Annotated in this window: 14 protein-coding genes and 2 pseudogenes; 14 read left to right on the top strand and 2 right to left on the bottom strand. The window is 62.0% G+C overall.

The genetic code is table 11. The features are described from left to right. Window positions 1-110 precede the first annotated feature (110 nt). The 9 genes and pseudogenes from VEIS_RS16425 to VEIS_RS30680 all read left to right on the top strand — a co-directional run. Complete coding sequence (locus VEIS_RS16425) at window positions 111-2,852, top strand: LuxR C-terminal-related transcriptional regulator (RefSeq protein WP_011811098.1); 2,742 nt, start codon at window positions 111-113, stop codon at window positions 2,850-2,852. A 146-nt stretch (window positions 2,853-2,998) separates the two neighbouring features. Next, a pseudogene (locus VEIS_RS31685) lies at window positions 2,999-3,187 on the top strand (IS630-like element ISCARN39 family transposase); the annotation flags it as partial. 238 nt (window positions 3,188-3,425) lie between these two features. Beyond that, window positions 3,426-3,725, top strand: a complete 300-nt coding sequence (locus tag VEIS_RS28905) for a hypothetical protein (RefSeq protein WP_157048548.1) — start codon at window positions 3,426-3,428, stop codon at window positions 3,723-3,725. Then, window positions 3,718-4,371 carry an amino acid ABC transporter permease gene (locus tag VEIS_RS16420; RefSeq protein WP_011811096.1) on the top strand — a complete coding sequence of 218 codons (654 nt, stop codon included), beginning with the start codon at window positions 3,718-3,720 and terminating at the stop codon, window positions 4,369-4,371. Before VEIS_RS28905 ends, VEIS_RS16420 begins: the two co-directional genes overlap by 8 nt. Before the next feature lie 6 nt (window positions 4,372-4,377). Next, on the top strand, window positions 4,378-5,034 hold the full coding sequence (locus VEIS_RS16415) for an amino acid ABC transporter permease (RefSeq protein ID WP_011811095.1): 657 nt from the start codon (window positions 4,378-4,380) through the stop codon (window positions 5,032-5,034). A gap of 15 nt (window positions 5,035-5,049) precedes the next feature. Next, the gene (locus VEIS_RS16410; RefSeq protein WP_011811094.1) at window positions 5,050-5,835 is read left to right on the top strand and encodes an amino acid ABC transporter ATP-binding protein; all 786 of its coding nucleotides are present in this window, start codon (window positions 5,050-5,052) and stop codon (window positions 5,833-5,835) included. A gap of 55 nt (window positions 5,836-5,890) precedes the next feature. Further along, window positions 5,891-6,727: a transporter substrate-binding domain-containing protein gene (locus VEIS_RS16405; RefSeq protein ID WP_011811093.1), complete on the top strand. Its 837-nt coding sequence runs from the start codon at window positions 5,891-5,893 to the stop codon at window positions 6,725-6,727. Between the two features lie 188 nt (window positions 6,728-6,915). Continuing rightward, window positions 6,916-8,034 carry a DSD1 family PLP-dependent enzyme gene (locus VEIS_RS16400; protein ID WP_011811092.1) on the top strand — a complete coding sequence of 373 codons (1,119 nt, stop codon included), beginning with the start codon at window positions 6,916-6,918 and terminating at the stop codon, window positions 8,032-8,034. Window positions 8,035-8,087: 53 nt separating this feature from the next. Continuing rightward, window positions 8,088-8,217: pseudogene (locus VEIS_RS30680) on the top strand (DDE-type integrase/transposase/recombinase); the annotation flags it as partial. 29 nt (window positions 8,218-8,246) lie between these two features. Here VEIS_RS30680 and VEIS_RS16395 read toward each other — a convergent pair. Further along, a complete protein-coding gene (locus VEIS_RS16395; protein ID WP_011811091.1) occupies window positions 8,247-8,891 on the bottom strand; it encodes a glycine zipper 2TM domain-containing protein in 645 nt (214 codons plus the stop codon). Between the two features lie 114 nt (window positions 8,892-9,005). Further along, a complete protein-coding gene (locus VEIS_RS16390) occupies window positions 9,006-9,401 on the bottom strand; it encodes an arsenate reductase (RefSeq protein ID WP_041950942.1) in 396 nt (131 codons plus the stop codon). Between the two features lie 48 nt (window positions 9,402-9,449). On the opposite strand from VEIS_RS16390, the gene folC reads away from it, so the two are divergent. The 5 genes from folC to gltX are packed head-to-tail and all read left to right on the top strand — an operon-like array spanning window position 9,450 to window position 15,077. Next, window positions 9,450-10,775: a bifunctional tetrahydrofolate synthase/dihydrofolate synthase gene (gene folC, locus VEIS_RS16385; protein ID WP_011811089.1), complete on the top strand. Its 1,326-nt coding sequence runs from the start codon at window positions 9,450-9,452 to the stop codon at window positions 10,773-10,775. A 32-nt stretch (window positions 10,776-10,807) separates the two neighbouring features. Beyond that, window positions 10,808-11,587, top strand: a complete 780-nt coding sequence (locus tag VEIS_RS16380) for an SPOR domain-containing protein (RefSeq protein WP_041950107.1) — start codon at window positions 10,808-10,810, stop codon at window positions 11,585-11,587. A 33-nt stretch (window positions 11,588-11,620) separates the two neighbouring features. Further along, complete coding sequence (locus VEIS_RS16375) at window positions 11,621-12,109, top strand: CvpA family protein (RefSeq protein WP_011811087.1); 489 nt, start codon at window positions 11,621-11,623, stop codon at window positions 12,107-12,109. A 15-nt stretch (window positions 12,110-12,124) separates the two neighbouring features. Continuing rightward, window positions 12,125-13,651 carry an amidophosphoribosyltransferase gene (gene purF / locus VEIS_RS16370; RefSeq protein ID WP_011811086.1) on the top strand — a complete coding sequence of 509 codons (1,527 nt, stop codon included), beginning with the start codon at window positions 12,125-12,127 and terminating at the stop codon, window positions 13,649-13,651. Beyond that, on the top strand, window positions 13,644-15,077 hold the full coding sequence (gltX, locus tag VEIS_RS16365) for a glutamate--tRNA ligase (RefSeq protein WP_011811085.1): 1,434 nt from the start codon (window positions 13,644-13,646) through the stop codon (window positions 15,075-15,077). The genes purF and gltX overlap by 8 nt, the downstream gene beginning before the upstream one ends. The last annotated feature ends 43 nt before the right edge of the window (window positions 15,078-15,120 follow it).

Genomic DNA, 15,120 nt, shown 5'->3' with positions numbered 1-15,120 from the left:
CGGCTGATGAAACTGGCCGCCCGAGCTGCAAAAGCGTGTCCAAACAACCGGAGCCGGTACATGCAGCGCTGGCCGTACCATTCGCAGCAGACGACGCACAGCGGCGGAGCATGCAGGTGAACGACCCGGCCTCTCACCCGGGGGCCGTCGGCGTCGGCATCACGCCGAATGTCGTCGCATCCAAATTGATGCCGCCGGCCAGTGCGGATACGAATCTCGCGCGGCCGCATCTCGTCGACGGCATGCGCGCCGCGCATGCCGCGCGCCTCGTGCTGATCCGGGCCCCCGCCGGCTTCGGAAAAACGACGCTGATGCAGCAGTACGCCGCGTCGTGCGACAGGCAGCGGCGCGTGACCATCTGGCTACGCGTCGACCAGGCGGACAACGACTTGCCGCGCTTTGTCGGCCATCTCGGCGTCGGCCTGCGCACGCTCACCCCCGACGACAATTTGCGCACCGTGTTCGGCGAACGGCTCGCCGCCAGCGTGATCGAAACCGTCGCGTCGTTCCGTATGCCTTTCGCGATCCTGCTGGACGATTTCGAGTCGATCCAGAGCGCGTCGGTGCTGAACTTCGTCCAGCATCTGATCGATGCGCTGCCGCCCAACGGCACGCTCGTGATCGCATCGCGCACCACGCCGGCACTCGGCCTCGGACGGATTCGCGCACGCGGGCAGCTACTGGAGATCGATTCCGCCGAACTGCGTTTCAGCCTTCCGGAAGCAACCGCGTTCATCCGCGACAAGTGCGCGCTGCCGTTGCGCGACAAGGACATCGCGACGCTGCATCGCTGCACCGAAGGATGGGCGGCCGCCATCTTCCTCGCGACGCTGTCACTGCGGCAGCGCACCGACTACGGCCGTTTCGTCGCGTCGTTTTCCGGCACGAACACACAGCTCGCCGTCTATCTCACCGAAGACATCCTCGGCCAGCAGAGCGAATCGTGTCGCACGTTCCTGATCGAGACCAGCGTCCTGACGCAGTTGTCCGCCCCGCTGTGTGACGCGATCACGGGCCGGCACGACAGCGGGGCGATGCTCGACCATCTCGAACGGTCGAACCTGTTCCTGTTTCCGCTCGACAGCGAACGCAATGAATACCGCTATCACAGCTTGTTCGCGAGCTTCCTCCAGCATCGTCTGCGCGCACTGCATCCCGGGCGCGAGGCGGAACTGCACGCGGCTGCCGCGCACTGGTTTCTCGATGCCGAGCGCCCGGTTCCCGCCATCGACCATCTGTTGCAGGCCGGCATGAAGGCGCAGGCGATCGCACAGCTCGGTCGGCACGCGGGCACGCTGCTCAACGACGGGCGCGTGCGCCTGCTCGGGCGCTGGTTCGATCAGATACGCGACGCGCTGCCCCGGGCCGATCCGCGCGTGCGCATCAGTGACGCGTGGGTGCTGCTGTTCAATCGGCACTTCGACGAGGCGACGGCCGCAGTCCAGCGGATCGTCGACGACCACGCAGCGGACGATTCGTGCGACACGCTGCTGCTGCAAGCCGAGACGCTGCGCTGCACGCTGTACGCGATGTCCGGCCAGTTGGACGCCTGCTTGCGCGCGGGCCTTCCGCATCTCGATCGGCTATCGCCCGACGAAACGTTCCAGTACTGCATGCTCGCGATCTCCCTGTCCTACTGCCTCATGGCTGCGCAACGCTATGACGAAGCGCGCGCGGTACTCGCGCGCGCCTCGTCCAACGGACGCAGCGACGGCTCCGTCGTCCTGCGCAGCGTCGCCGATTGCATCGACAGCGTCATCGATCTGGTGCATGGCCGGCTCGGCAGCGGGCGCGCGCGCCTGAAGCACGCGGAGCACCACTGGAACGAGTGCCATGGCGAGGTGACTGGCGGCCGCGCGTCGGCCGGCATCGCACTGGCAATGGTGCTGTACGAAGCCGACGAGCTCGAAGAGACCGGTCGGCTCATTGCCGCCAACCTCCCATACGCGAAGATGAACGGCCCCGTCGATTCGATGACGATATGTCATGTGCTCAGCGCGCGCGTCGCGCTCATACACGGCGACCGTGATCTCTGGCAAAGGCGGCTCGTCGAACTGGAAGAACTCGGCCGCCAGGTCGGCTTGCAGAGAGTGATCTGCTCGGCGTGGCTCGAACGCGCCCGGGTGTCAACGCTCGATGGCGCGTTCGACGCCGCAGATCAGGCGTTGAATATCGCTGATCTACACGGCGCGTGGGAAAGGGATGATCTCATCGGCTACGCGAATGAAGTGGATTTGCCATCGATCGCACGCTGGCGTCTGCAAATCGCACGCGGCAACGACCGCGCAGTCTGTGCGGCATTGGCCGACGTCATCGTTGATGCGACCGCACGGCAACGCTATTGGCGTGCGATCAAGCTGCATCTGTTGCGCGCGATGGCGCTCGATCGCGTCAGCGAGCACGATGCCGCATTCGACGAGCTCACCGACGCGCTGCGCTTGGCGAGTCACGAAGGATTTTTCCGGACCTTTCTCGACGAAGGCGAACGGCTTTCCGCGTTGTTGCAGCGCTGGGCCACGCGCCATCGGGCCGCCGCCGCATCGCTTGGCATCGCGCAGCAGTTCCTGTCCGCGCTGCTCGAACGCATCGATGCGGCAGCACGCAACGCTCAGCCGTCGCATGCGGCGGCGCCGTCAGCCAAGCATGCGGCCGACGCGGAAGCACTCACGCCGCGTGAACTCGATGTGCTGCGGATGCTCGCGATGGGGCATCGCAATCGTGTGCTCGCGGAAAAACTCTTCGTGTCGGAATTCACCGTGAAATCGCACCTGCGACGCATCAGCGCGAAACTTGACGCGCAAAGCCGTACCGAGGCCGTCGCGATCGGCCGCGCGCGCGGTCTGATCGAATGAGGTCACGGCGTCGCCGTGACAAAGCGAGCGGGCGTGTTCCGACCTCCGTGTCCGCACCATCGATCGAGTCCCGCGCGCAGCGATCTGAATCCGGTCGCCGCTTGACCCGTTGGCGTCCACCCGTTCCGATCGGCGTCAGTATGCGGTGGAAGCGGCACGGCTGGCCTGTGCTCAAAAAAAGCCCGGCGAGAGGGCCGCAGCATGGTCTTCATCGACGAATCCGGCTTGAGCGAACGGCCTGGCGTTGCGCGCACCCTGGAGTCTGCGCGGACGACACGCCGCTTCTCCAGCACCGCTTTACCTGGAAGAAACTCTCGGCCATTGCTGCACTGTCCACCTGCGCTGTGTCGTAGTTCGTTCGGACTATTTGCACCCGGCGCGCAAATTACTTCCTTCGAGGCACGACAGCACCATGCGTCCGTCCTAAAGTGGCAAGGTAGAACGATTCGCCGGCTGGAGAGCCGACAAAACGACGGAGGCGACGAATGTGCCTGACGCAAGGACTGCATCGTTGTATGCAGCGAACACCGGCGTAGCGCGCGACGATGTTCAGTGGCCGCTCGCGTACTTTCCGTGAACGTGCAACAACATATTCTGCGTGGCACGGTCATTGAATTTGCACAAACACAAGGGGCGATTCGAATGAAGATATCCACAAATGGCATGCCGCAGGGTGCTGACCGCGACATGCCAGCGATTTTCCGAGACATGCCGGAACTGACTTTCCTTGGTAAACCGATTACACAGGGAAGAGTTCCATCGGCTCTCAGCCTGTCACCTTTTTTTCTGGGTGATTGCGGATCTCGAATCCGCGATGAATTGCCCTCTGCTGCAACGAACCCTTTCCTGACAACGGGAGGCGAGATTGTTTGATTGGTCTATCGTCGAGCGAAGTCAGGATGCTTTGATTAGCGGGTTTTTCCTTAGCATCCGTCTGACCATCATCGCGGGAGTCGCCAGTCTTTTGGGAGGGCTGGTGTTAGGCATCGCCCGCATAAAGGCGCGAGGATATGTCAGGTTTCTGCTGACAGCCTACGTAGAAGTGATGCGCAATACGCCTTTGTTGGTCACACTCTATCTTGTTTACTTCGGACTTCCCATGCTTGGAATAGACATTCCAACCTTCCCCTGCGTCGTTGTGGTGCTCGTCATGCAGCACACAGTGTTCGTCTCGGAGGTGCTGCGCGGCGGATTTCTCTCGGTGTCAATTTCTCAGATCGAAGCCGGGCGAGCCTTGGGAATGCGTCCACTGGCAATTTTTCGTATCGTGCAGTTTCCACAGGCTTGGTCCGCTTCAGTCCCCGCCCTGATCAACGCCTTGATCATTTTGGTGCACGACACATCGCTGGGAGCAGCTGTGTCCCTGGGTGATTTGACGATGGCCGCCAATGTGATTTCGCAGCGCACGGCATCGAGCTTCGAGCCATTCCTTGCGATTGCAGTGTGCTATTCGGCTCTGTCCTGGTCATTGAGCCGGGCAGGAAGTTTTCTTGAACGACGCAGCAAGATTGCACGGTAGAAAACCATGGAATTCGACATGCTCGTCAATGCGGCTCCATTGCTCACGAAAGCGCTCGGGCAGACGTTGCTCTTTTCACTCATTTCGATGTGCATTGCTTTCGTATTGGGTTTTCTCCTTGCGGAGGTCAGCATACTTGGCGGTCGCGTGATCGCTTTCGTCACACGCTGCCTGATCGAGGGCGTTCGCGGCGTTCCGCTGCTCGTTTTCGTCTTTCTTACGTATTACTCTCTTCCCAAGCTGGGTATACGCCTGGACGCGATGTACTCCGGATGCATTGCACTCGCCGTCTTCTTTTCCATGTACGTGGCAGAGATTTTTCGCGGAGCGTTCCGCACAATACCCAAGGTGCAAACCGAGGCTGGCATGGCACTTGGCATGAGCCATTGGAAGATTCAGATCATCGTTCTTCTGCCGCAAGCTCTTCGGATTGCCCTGCCGTCGTTGATGAATATTGCCGCCATCGTAATCAAGGCGACCTCGGTGATGTCGATCATTGGTGTTTGGGAACTGACATTGGCAACGAACGAACTGGTCATGCGAACCCTTGCGCCGTTCACCTTCTTCGTCGCTGCGTTGGTTCTGTATTTCGTGCTGTGCTACAGCATGGTGCGCAGTGCGACATATCTGTCCAATCGTTTGAACAAGTCGCAGCGTTTTTAAAAAGGGCTACCCGAAATGATCTCTGTTCAAAGCCTGTCGAAGTCGTTTGGCAGCCACATGGTACTCAAAGACTTCTCATTCGAAGTTGCGCAGGGGAAGACCGCCGTTTTGCTCGGCAAAAGCGGGTCGGGGAAAAGCACCATGCTGCGCTGCCTCAACCTGCTCGAGCATTGGGATCGGGGCAACATTGAGATTGCGGGATTGCCACTGGGACGCACCTGCAAGCCTGATGGGCAATGGCGCCGCTGGAACACACGCGAAGAAGCCGAGGCGCGCCAGCGGATCGGCATGGTTTTTCAGCAATTCAATCTGTTTCCACATATGACAGTCCTGCAAAACGTCATGTGCGGACCGAAGCGGATTCTTGGACAAGATGAAACTACTGCTCGCAAACTGGCACTGGAATTGCTCGATCAGGTCGGGCTGGTTCAGAAGCAGAGTGCGTATCCTTCATTTCTCTCGGGAGGGCAGCAGCAGCGCGTCGCCATCGCACGAGCGCTCGCGATGCGTCCATCCGTGCTGCTGCTCGACGAAATCACGTCCGCCCTCGATCCAGAGCTCGTTGGTGAGGTGCTTGAGGTAATCCGTGACCTGAAGCAAAGAGGGCTAACGATGGTGTGCGTGACCCATGAAATCCACTTTGCACAGGACGTGGCCGACCACGTGATTTTTATGGAAGAAGGTCAATTGGTGGAAGAAGGAAGGCCGGACGCGCTATTGGCGCAACCGAATACGGAACGCTTACGCAAGTTTCTTTCCCGCTTTCATGCTCGCAGTGGAGGTGAAAAAATGGCAAGTTAAAGAACCCGCTCAAGCCATGAGCACCGTGAAATAAATCAACTGTTCGAGGTTCATCATGAAATTCAAGGCAATCTGCCAGTGCTTGGTAGCCGTTCTGACGCTGTTGGGCATGTGTTTTACTTCGCTGGCACATGCGGACAAGCTGGCAGACGTATTGAAACGCGGTTATTTGATTGTGGGTACCACAGGTTCCAGTCCACCTTTTGGCTTCAAGGATGAGAAAGGCGAACTGCAGGGCTTCGATGTCGATATGAGCCGCCTGATCGCGAAAGCACTGTTTGGTGACCCGCAGAAGGTGAAATTTGTCCTGTTGGGCAACGAGGCACGCTGGACCGCGCTGCAGACTGATCAGGTTGACATGGTGGCACAATTTGCCACCATCACGCCTGAACGCTTGGTGCGTGTGGGCTTCACGCCCCGTTACTTTGACACGGGAATGACAGTGGTGGTTCGCAAGGATTCGAAGATCAAGTCGTTTGCCGACCTTGATAGTGCGGACGTGACCATCGCGACCCTGACTGTCCCTGAGCAGATCGATCTGGTCAAGCGCATGGCACCGAACGCCCGCGTTGCAAGTTTCGCAACAGTCGATCAGCAATTCCTGGCATTGCGTTCGGGACGTGTACAGGCGTTTCTCGTTGATCTACCCATTGGCATGTGGTACGGAGCGACCAGTCCTGATGCAAGGGTCATTCCAGGTGTGTACGATGGATTTCAAAACTACGGAATTGCTTATAAACTGGGCGAACTGAGCTGGAAGCAGTTCTTGGACGGATTTGTAACCGATCTCACCACCGGCTATTCCTACGTCCAATACACGGTGCTCTACAGGAAGTATTTCAAGATCAATCCTCCCCCACAGCGGGACTACAAGGTCATGGGTGCGATGTGATGATCCCGTGACTTCGGGGAGCAACGACGATCGCTACCCGAAGTCGTATACGCAAACCGAGACACAAGGAATTTCGCGGCAGGCTCAGCGCGCCACATGTAGCGTTTCATTGCAGACTACCATGTACCGTTCGACAACAATCACACCACGCTTGACTGCCGCTGGATAGTTACCATGAAAGGTTATATATGAATTTTGTTCCAGCACGGATAGGTGACGCCGTAACGGAAATCGACACCCCCGCTCTGATCGTAGATCTGGATGCGTTCGAGCGAAATATGAAAAAAATGGCCGCATTCGCAGACCTGGCGGGAATTCGATTGCGACCGCACGCCAAAACACATCGATGTGCCGCTATCGCCCTAAAGCAGATACAGATGGGTGCGGTCGGTCAGTGTTGCCAGAAGGTCGGTGAAGCAGAGGCACTCGTGCAAGGCGGAGTACGGGATATTTTCGTCAGCAACGAGGTACTGGACATTCGCAAGCTTCGCCGGTTGGCTGCGCTGGCGAAAAGCACCACCATTTCCCTTTGTTTCGATGCGCTCGAACAAGTGGATGCCGCCTCGAAAGCTGCGCAGGAGTTTGACGTCGAGCTTGGAGCACTGGTGGAAATCGACCTGGGAATGCGGCGCTGCGGTGTCGTGCCGGGAGACGCTGCGGCGGCGTTGGCCAAATATATCGAAGCGGCCCCCGGCCTGAAATTTCTTGGCTTGCAGGCATACCAAGGCAAAGCGCAACATGTGAGGGAATACGCGGATCGCGAGAAAGCGATCGAAGCCGCCGCAACCGCAGTCCGCCTGAGTATCGACGCAATCAAGCGGGAAGGCTTGCGGTGCCAGGTCATTACCGGTGGTGGCACCGGCACCTACATGTTCGAGGGACTGTCGCGCCTATGGACTGAGTTGCAGTGTGGATCCTATATCTTCATGGATGGTGAGTACTCGGCTATAGAGGGCAGCGACGGGGAACCATACGCTGAGTTTGAGCAAAGTCTGTTCATACTGACGACGGTCATGAGCACCGCTGTCTCAGGGCGCGCGATTGTAGATGCGGGCCTCAAATCCTATACTCTGGAAAAAGGCCTCCCCGCAGTCCACTCACACAACGACATGCGTTTGGTTGCGGCGTCTGACGAGCATGGAGTCATTGCCCTCGATGGCGGGGTCGTCCTGCCATTGGGAACCACGATCAAGCTGGCTCCATCGCATTGCGATCCGACAGTCAATCTGCACGATTTCTATATATGCGTTCGTAACGGGCGGGTCGAAGCCTTATGGCCCATATCAGCACGTGGCGCAAGTAGTTGAAACGTGATACGCCGGAGTTCGTCAAACGCTGGAATCGTTTTGCCACCCCAACGGGGCGGCCATGGCGTGTCGACGAGACCTATTGGCGGAAGATTCGCGGCAAATGGGTTTATTTACCGGGCGGTGGATCGGTCTGGACAGACGGTGGACTTCATGCTCAGGGCAAAGCGCGATGCGGCCGCAACGTCGCCGTATATCGATCAGCGGCCGGCTCAGCGCCAGTAGGGGTTGCGGTGGTGCGGGTAGTCGGGGCGCCCGCTGTCGTAGCCATATTCGATCACCGTGACCGGCGGAGTCAGATGGATGGGCGGCGGCGGGTAGACCGGCGCTACGGACCAGGTCGAGGTCACCACGCCAGGCTGGCTGTAGATGACCGGCGGCGGCGCGGAGTAGGTCTGGCCCGTCGGCTGCACGCTCAGGCTGATCCAGTGGCCCGGGTCGTTTTGCGTGCGCGTGCTGTACTGGCGCCCGGCGTATTCGTAGACCACGTCGTAGCCGACGGTGCGGTTCTCGTAGTAGGTCTCGGTCGTGCAGCGCTGCACGTTCTGGTACTGGGGTTGACCGCCTTCGATCTGGTTGCCGAGTATTGCTCCGCCCAGCACACCGATGGCGGTTGCGGCGGCACGACCGGTGCCTTTGCCAACGGCGTTGCCGGCGGCACCGCCGGCGATTGCGCCCATCACGGCCCCGGCGCCACTGGTGCGGTTGCCGCTGTACACGGTTTCGTTGCCGCACACCTGCCGCGGGGTGCCCACCTGTTGCACGATCGGCGTGGCCGACAGCACGCGGCCTTGTTCCTGTGCGCCGGCGGTGCCGGCGATGATGGCGACGGCGGAAAAGATAAGGGTCTTTTTCATTGGAAAACTCCTTTCGGGTGGGTACTCAACGCACCAGGCGGTTGAAAAGTTGCGGCCCGCAAGCACAGTTCCTGCCTTGGCCCCTGTTCCTGTCATTTCCGTGCCCGGGAGCCGTCAAGCCCGGGACGGCTGATGGCCCCAAGTCTGCCACTGTTCGGGCACATACCCGACGGATATATGCGTGACATGCGTGGGGCCATCTGGCTGCCACTCCACCACCGGGCGCTTGATGACGCTGGGCCGGGCCTGCATCACGGCGCTGGCCGTCGCCGGGTCCTGGACTGTCGCCTGGGTGGCAGAGTCGAGCTTGCGCCAAGTAGTTCCCTGGCGATTGAGCAACTTATCCCAGCCGACGGCGGCCATCCAGGCCGGGAGCCGCCCTGCGGGCAGGCCCTGCTTTTTGAAGTCATGGAACTGGTGCTCCAGCCCCTGCTGTGTGAACCAGTGGCGGGATTTCTTGACGGTGTCGCAATTCGCAATGCCGTAGATGGTGATTCGGGGTCTCGTCATGCCGCGCATCATGCACCTATGTCAGGCTCGGCGACAATCCCCGGCTGTATGCACACCAACATTCATTCCCTGGCGGGCTGGCTTGGGCATTGCGAGCGGCTGCACCCGCGCGCTATCGACATGGGCCTGGAGCGCGTGCGCGAAGTGGCGCGCCGCATGGCGCTGCGCTTTGACTGCCCGGTGATCACGGTGGCCGGCACCAACGGCAAAGGCTCGACCTGCGCGATGCTGGAGGCCGTGGCGCTGCAGGCCGGTTACCGCACCGGCATGTACACATCGCCCCATTTGGTGCATTTCGAGGAGCGTTGCCGCATCGATGGCAGCATCGTCGCTGCCGCCGATCTGCTGGCGCATTTCCAGGCCGTGGAGAACGCCAGAACGCTCAACGGCGCTGCGCTGTCGCTCAGCTATTTCGAGTTCACCACGCTGGCCATCCTGCACCTGATGAGTCAGGCGCGGCTCGATGTGGCGATTGTCGAGGTCGGCCTCGGGGGACGGCTGGACGCGACCAACATCATCGATGCCGATTGCGCGATCATCACCAGCATCGACATCGACCACCAGGAATACCTCGGCCCTGATCGCGAGAGCATCGGCCGCGAGAAGGCCGGCATCATGCGCTCCGGCCGCCCGGTGATCGTCAGTGACCCGATGGCACCCCGCAGCGTGACCGACCATGCGCTGGAGATCGGGGCCGACCTCTGGAGTCCGGGGCGCGATTTCACTTTTTCGGGCGACCAGCAGCAATGGAGCTGGGCCGGGCGCGGTCGGCGCCATGCGGGGCTGGCTTACCCGTCGCTGCGCGGTGCCAACCAGTTGATCAATGCCTCGGGCGTGCTGGCGGCGCTGGCGGCCTTGCGCGAGCGCCTTCCGGTGACGGCGCAGGCGGTGCGCAATGGCCTGGCCACGGTGGCGTTGCCCGGCCGGTTCCAGATCGTGCCCGGGCAGCCGACGCTGGTGCTCGACGTGGCGCACAACCCCCATTCGGTGGCGGCGCTCAGTGCCAACCTCGACGCGATGGGCTTCTTTCCCACGACACATGCGGTTTTCGGTGCGATGGCCGACAAGGACCTGGCCACCATGCTGGCCCGGGCGGGCCCTTTGGTGGAGCGCTGGTATTTCACCGATTTGCCCACTGCGCGCGCTGAAACGGCGGCCGCCTTGCAGAAAAAATGGCAGGCCGTGCAGTCGCTGGCAGGCCAGCGGCGTGCCGTCACGTCGAGCGTGCACGCCGACCCGGTGCAGGCCCTGCGGGCGGCGATGGCGGCCGCAGACCCCGCTGATAGAATCGTGGTCTTTGGCTCGTTTTACACGGTCGGGGGGGTGTTGCTCGATGGCCCTGCCCGTCTGCACGCCAACCATCCGGGCGCATGAAGCGCGCACGAGTCACGAGTCGTTACCCTCCCATGGCATTTTTCAAGTTTCGATGGCCCGGTCAGAGTGCGCCGCAACCGGCCGAAAAGCCGGCCAAGGGCGCGGGCGCCCCGACCGAGAGCATCGAGGTGATGCGCCGCCGTGCGCGGCATCGGCTGATCGGCGCCGCCGTTTTGGTGCTGGCCGGCGTCATCGGCTTTCCGCTGCTGTTCGATACCCAGCCACGGCCGATTGCGGTGGATATTCCGATCGAGATTCCGGATCGCAACAAGGTCGCCCCGCTGGTGGTGCCGGCACCGGCTGCGCAGACCCCTTCCACGCAGGTACCGGTTGCGCAGACTCTCCCCGTGCAGACCCCTGCCGTACCCCCGACACCGCCCGATGCCACGGCCAACGGCCCTGCCGATGGCCAAGAGCGGCTGCCAGGCGCCCGTTCGGCGGCGGCGTCAAAGCCTGCGCACACTGCGGCCACAGCGCCTGCTGCCGCTCCCAGGCCAACCCCGAAGCCGGCACGGGCTGACGATGCTGCCCGCGCACTGGCATTGCTCGAAGGCCGCAGCCCCGGGCCGGAGGCTGCGGCACAGGAGCGCTTCATCGTGCAGGTGGGCGCTTTTGCCGATGCCGACAAAGCCCGGGATGTACGCGCCAGGATGGAGCGCGCCGGTCTCAAGACCTACACCCAGGTGGTGGACACCAAAGACGGCAAGCGCACCCGCGTGCGTGTCGGACCTTATGCCAGCCGGGCTGAGGCGGACAAGGCTGCGGCGCGCATCAAGGCGCTGGATCTGTCGGCTTCCATCCTGGCGCTATGACGCCATCTCCGGTCGCCCAAAGCTGTCCACCCCATGGCTGCGCTGGATTGGATTTTTCTCGCGGCACTGCTGCTCTCGATGCTGATCGGCGCATGGCGCGGCCTGGTGTTCGAGCTGCTGTCGGTCCTGGGCTGGATCCTGTCGTTCTTTGTCGCACAGTGGTTGGCTGCCGACATGGCGGCATGGTTGCCGATGGGCGATTCCGCCGCTGCGCTGCGCTATGCGGCAGGCTTTGTCGTGGTGTTCGTGGTGTCGGTATTTTTGTGCGGGTTTCTGGCCCGGTCGGGCAAGAAACTGGTGGATGCGATCGGCCTGCGCCCTGTGGATCGCGCCCTGGGCGCGGCCTTTGGCATATTGCGCGGTGTGGTCTTGCTGCTGGCCGTGGCGGTGGTGGTGCGCCTGACTCCGCTGCACGAAGCGCTGTGGTGGCAAAAGTCGCAGGCAGCACCGGTGCTGGCTGCAATGCTCAAGGGTTTGAAACCGGCGTTGCCGCAAGACTTTGGCAGGTATCTGCCTTCCTGAACGGATGGAATACAAATGTGTGGAATCGTCGGTGTCGTCAGTCCTGCGCCCGTCAACCAACTGATCTATGACGCATTGCTGCTGTTGCAGCACCGCGGCCAGGACGCAGCGGGCATCGTGACCCAGCAGGGCCGCAAGTTCTTCATGCACAAGGCCAAGGGCATGGTGCGTGACGTGTTCCGCACGCGCAACATGCGCGCCTTGCCGGGCAATGCCGGGCTGGGCCAGGTGCGCTACCCCACGGCCGGCAATGCCTGCAGCGAGGAAGAGGCGCAGCCGTTTTACGTCAACGCGCCATTCGGCATCGTGCTGGTGCACAACGGCAACCTGACCAACGCCCGCGAGCTACGCACCGAGTTGTTCCTGACCGACCACCGCCATATCAACACCGAAAGCGACTCCGAAGTCCTGCTGAACGTGCTTGCGCACGAACTCGAGCGCGCCACCCGTGGCGTGCCGTTCCAGCCCGAAGACGCCTTCACTGCCGTGCGTGCCGTGCACCGGCGCGTCAAGGGATCCTACGCCGTGATCGCGCTGATCGCCGGCCATGGACTGCTGGCCTTTCGCGACCCGCATGGCATCCGCCCGCTGGCCATGGGGCGCAGCCAGGACGGCACGGTGATGCTGGGCAGCGAGTCGGTGGCGCTGGAAGGCACGGCGCATGGGTTCGAGCGCAACATAGCGCCCGGCGAAGCCATCTTCGTCACGCTCGACGGCAAGCTGCATGCGCGCCAGTGCGCAGAGAACCCGCAACTGAACCCCTGCATCTTCGAGTTCGTGTACCTGGCGCGCCCTGACTCAGTGCTCGACGGCATCTCCGTCTATCAGGCGCGCCTGAACCTGGGCCAGGCGCTGGCCAAGCGCGTGGTGTCGACGGTGCCGCCCAATGAAATCGATGTGATCATCCCGATTCCCGAGTCCAGCCGCCCCAGCGCCATGCAATTGGCGCAACTGCTGGGCATCCCGTACCGCGAAGGCTTCGTCAAGAACCGCTATGTGGGCCGCACCTTCATCATGCTCGGGCAGGGCGTGCGCAAGAAGTCCGTGCGCCAAAAGCTCAACGTGATCGCCAGCGAGTTCAAGGGCCGCAACGTGCTGCTGGTCGACGACTCCATCGTGCGCGGCACCACCAGCCGCGAGATCGTGCAAATGGCACGCGACGCAGGCGCGCGCAAGGTCTACCTGGCCAGCGCCGCGCCGCCGGTGCGCTACCCCAATGTCTACGGTATCGACATGCCCACCAACAGCGAACTGGTGGCCCATGGCCGCACGGTCGAAGAAATTCGCCAGGCCATCGGCTGTGACGCGCTCATCTACCAGGATGTGGATGGCATGAAAAAGGCCGTGGGTTCGCTCAACAGCGCCATTGCCGGGTTCGACGCCTCCTGCTTTGACGGCGTGTATGTCACCGGCGACATCACGGCCGAGGGCATCGCCCGCCTGAATGAAGGACGTGTGGACCAGCCAGAGGGCGATGAGGACAACTCGCGCCTGACGCTGCCAAACTCGCAAGAAGCCAGAGACCTCATCGGAAATGACTGACACCACTGCTTCCGGCACGGCCCGCGTGCGCACCCGTTTTGCCCCATCACCGACCGGCTTCATCCATCTGGGGAACATCCGTTCAGCGCTCTACCCCTGGGCGTTTGCCCGCGCCATGGGCGGGGACTTCATCCTGCGCATCGAAGACACGGACCAGCAGCGCTCCAGCCAGGCGGCGCTCGACGTGATCCTGGAAAGCATGCAGTGGCTGGGCATGGAGCCGGACGAAGGCCCCTTCCACCAGATGCAGCGCATGGAACGCTATCGGGCCGTGCTCGCGCAGTTGCAGGCCGCTGGCCATGCATACCCCTGCTACATGAGCGTGGCCGAGCTCGATGCGCTGCGCGAAAAGCAACTGGCCGCCAAAGAAAAGCCACGCTATGACGGCAGTTGGCGTCCCGAACCCGGCAAGACCTTGCCGCCCGTGCCCGCAGGGATGTCACCGGTGCTGCGCTTCAGGAACCCGCAGGGCGGCGTCGTGGCATGGGACGACAAGGTCAAGGGCCGCATCGAGATCCGCAACGACGAACTCGACGACCTGGTGCTTGCGCGCCCCGACGGCACACCCACCTACAACTTCTGCGTAGTGGTCGACGATATCGACATGGCCATCACCCATGTGATCCGTGGTGACGACCATGTGAACAACACGCCGCGCCAAATCAACATCTTCCACGCACTGGGCAAGGAGCCGCCGGTGTATGCCCACCTGCCCACGGTGCTCAACGAGCAGGGCGAGAAACTGAGCAAACGCCACGGCGCAAAACCCGTCACGCAGTACCGTGATGAGGGCTACCTGCCCGATGCGATGATCAATTACCTGGCGCGGCTGGGCTGGAGCCATGGCGATGACGAGATCTTCAGCCGCGCGCAGTTCCTGCAATGGTTCAACCTCGATCACCTCGGCCGCAGCGCCGCCCAGTTCGACGAAGCCAAACTGCGCTGGATCAACGCACAGCACCTCAAGGCCATGGCCGACGATGCGCTGGCGGCGCTCGTCGCCGCGCAATTGCAGCGGCGGGGCGTAGCGCAGCAGGAACTGGCCAACGGACTGGCGAACGGCCGGCTGGCACGGATCTGCGCCTTGTTCAAGGACCGCTGCGACACCACCGTGGCGCTGGCGAACTGGGCGCAGGTGTTCTACGCTGACGTCACCCCGGCAGAAACCGAACGCGCCCTGCATGTCACCGAGGCCATCGCGCCTGCGCTCGATGCGCTGGCCGATGCGCTGTCCGGCTGCGAATGGAACAGGCCAGCCATCGCAGCCGCCTTCAAACAGGTGCTGGCCAGCCAGGGCTTGAAGATGCCCCAGTTGGCAATGCCGACCCGGGTTCTGACCGTGGGCACGGCCCACACGCCATCGGTCGATGCCCTGCTCGAACTCATGGGGCGCGAAAAAGTGCTGGCGCGTCTGAGAAACCGCTGAAAGTCTGCTTATAATCTGCGGCTCGGATTGTGGTGGCGGGCAC

The sequence above is a fragment of the Verminephrobacter eiseniae EF01-2 genome (assembly GCF_000015565.1).
Lineage (GTDB): Bacteria > Pseudomonadota > Gammaproteobacteria > Burkholderiales > Burkholderiaceae_C > Acidovorax > Acidovorax eiseniae.
The sequence above is the reverse complement of the archived record's forward strand: the minus strand, read 5'-3'. Positions and strand labels throughout refer to the sequence as shown.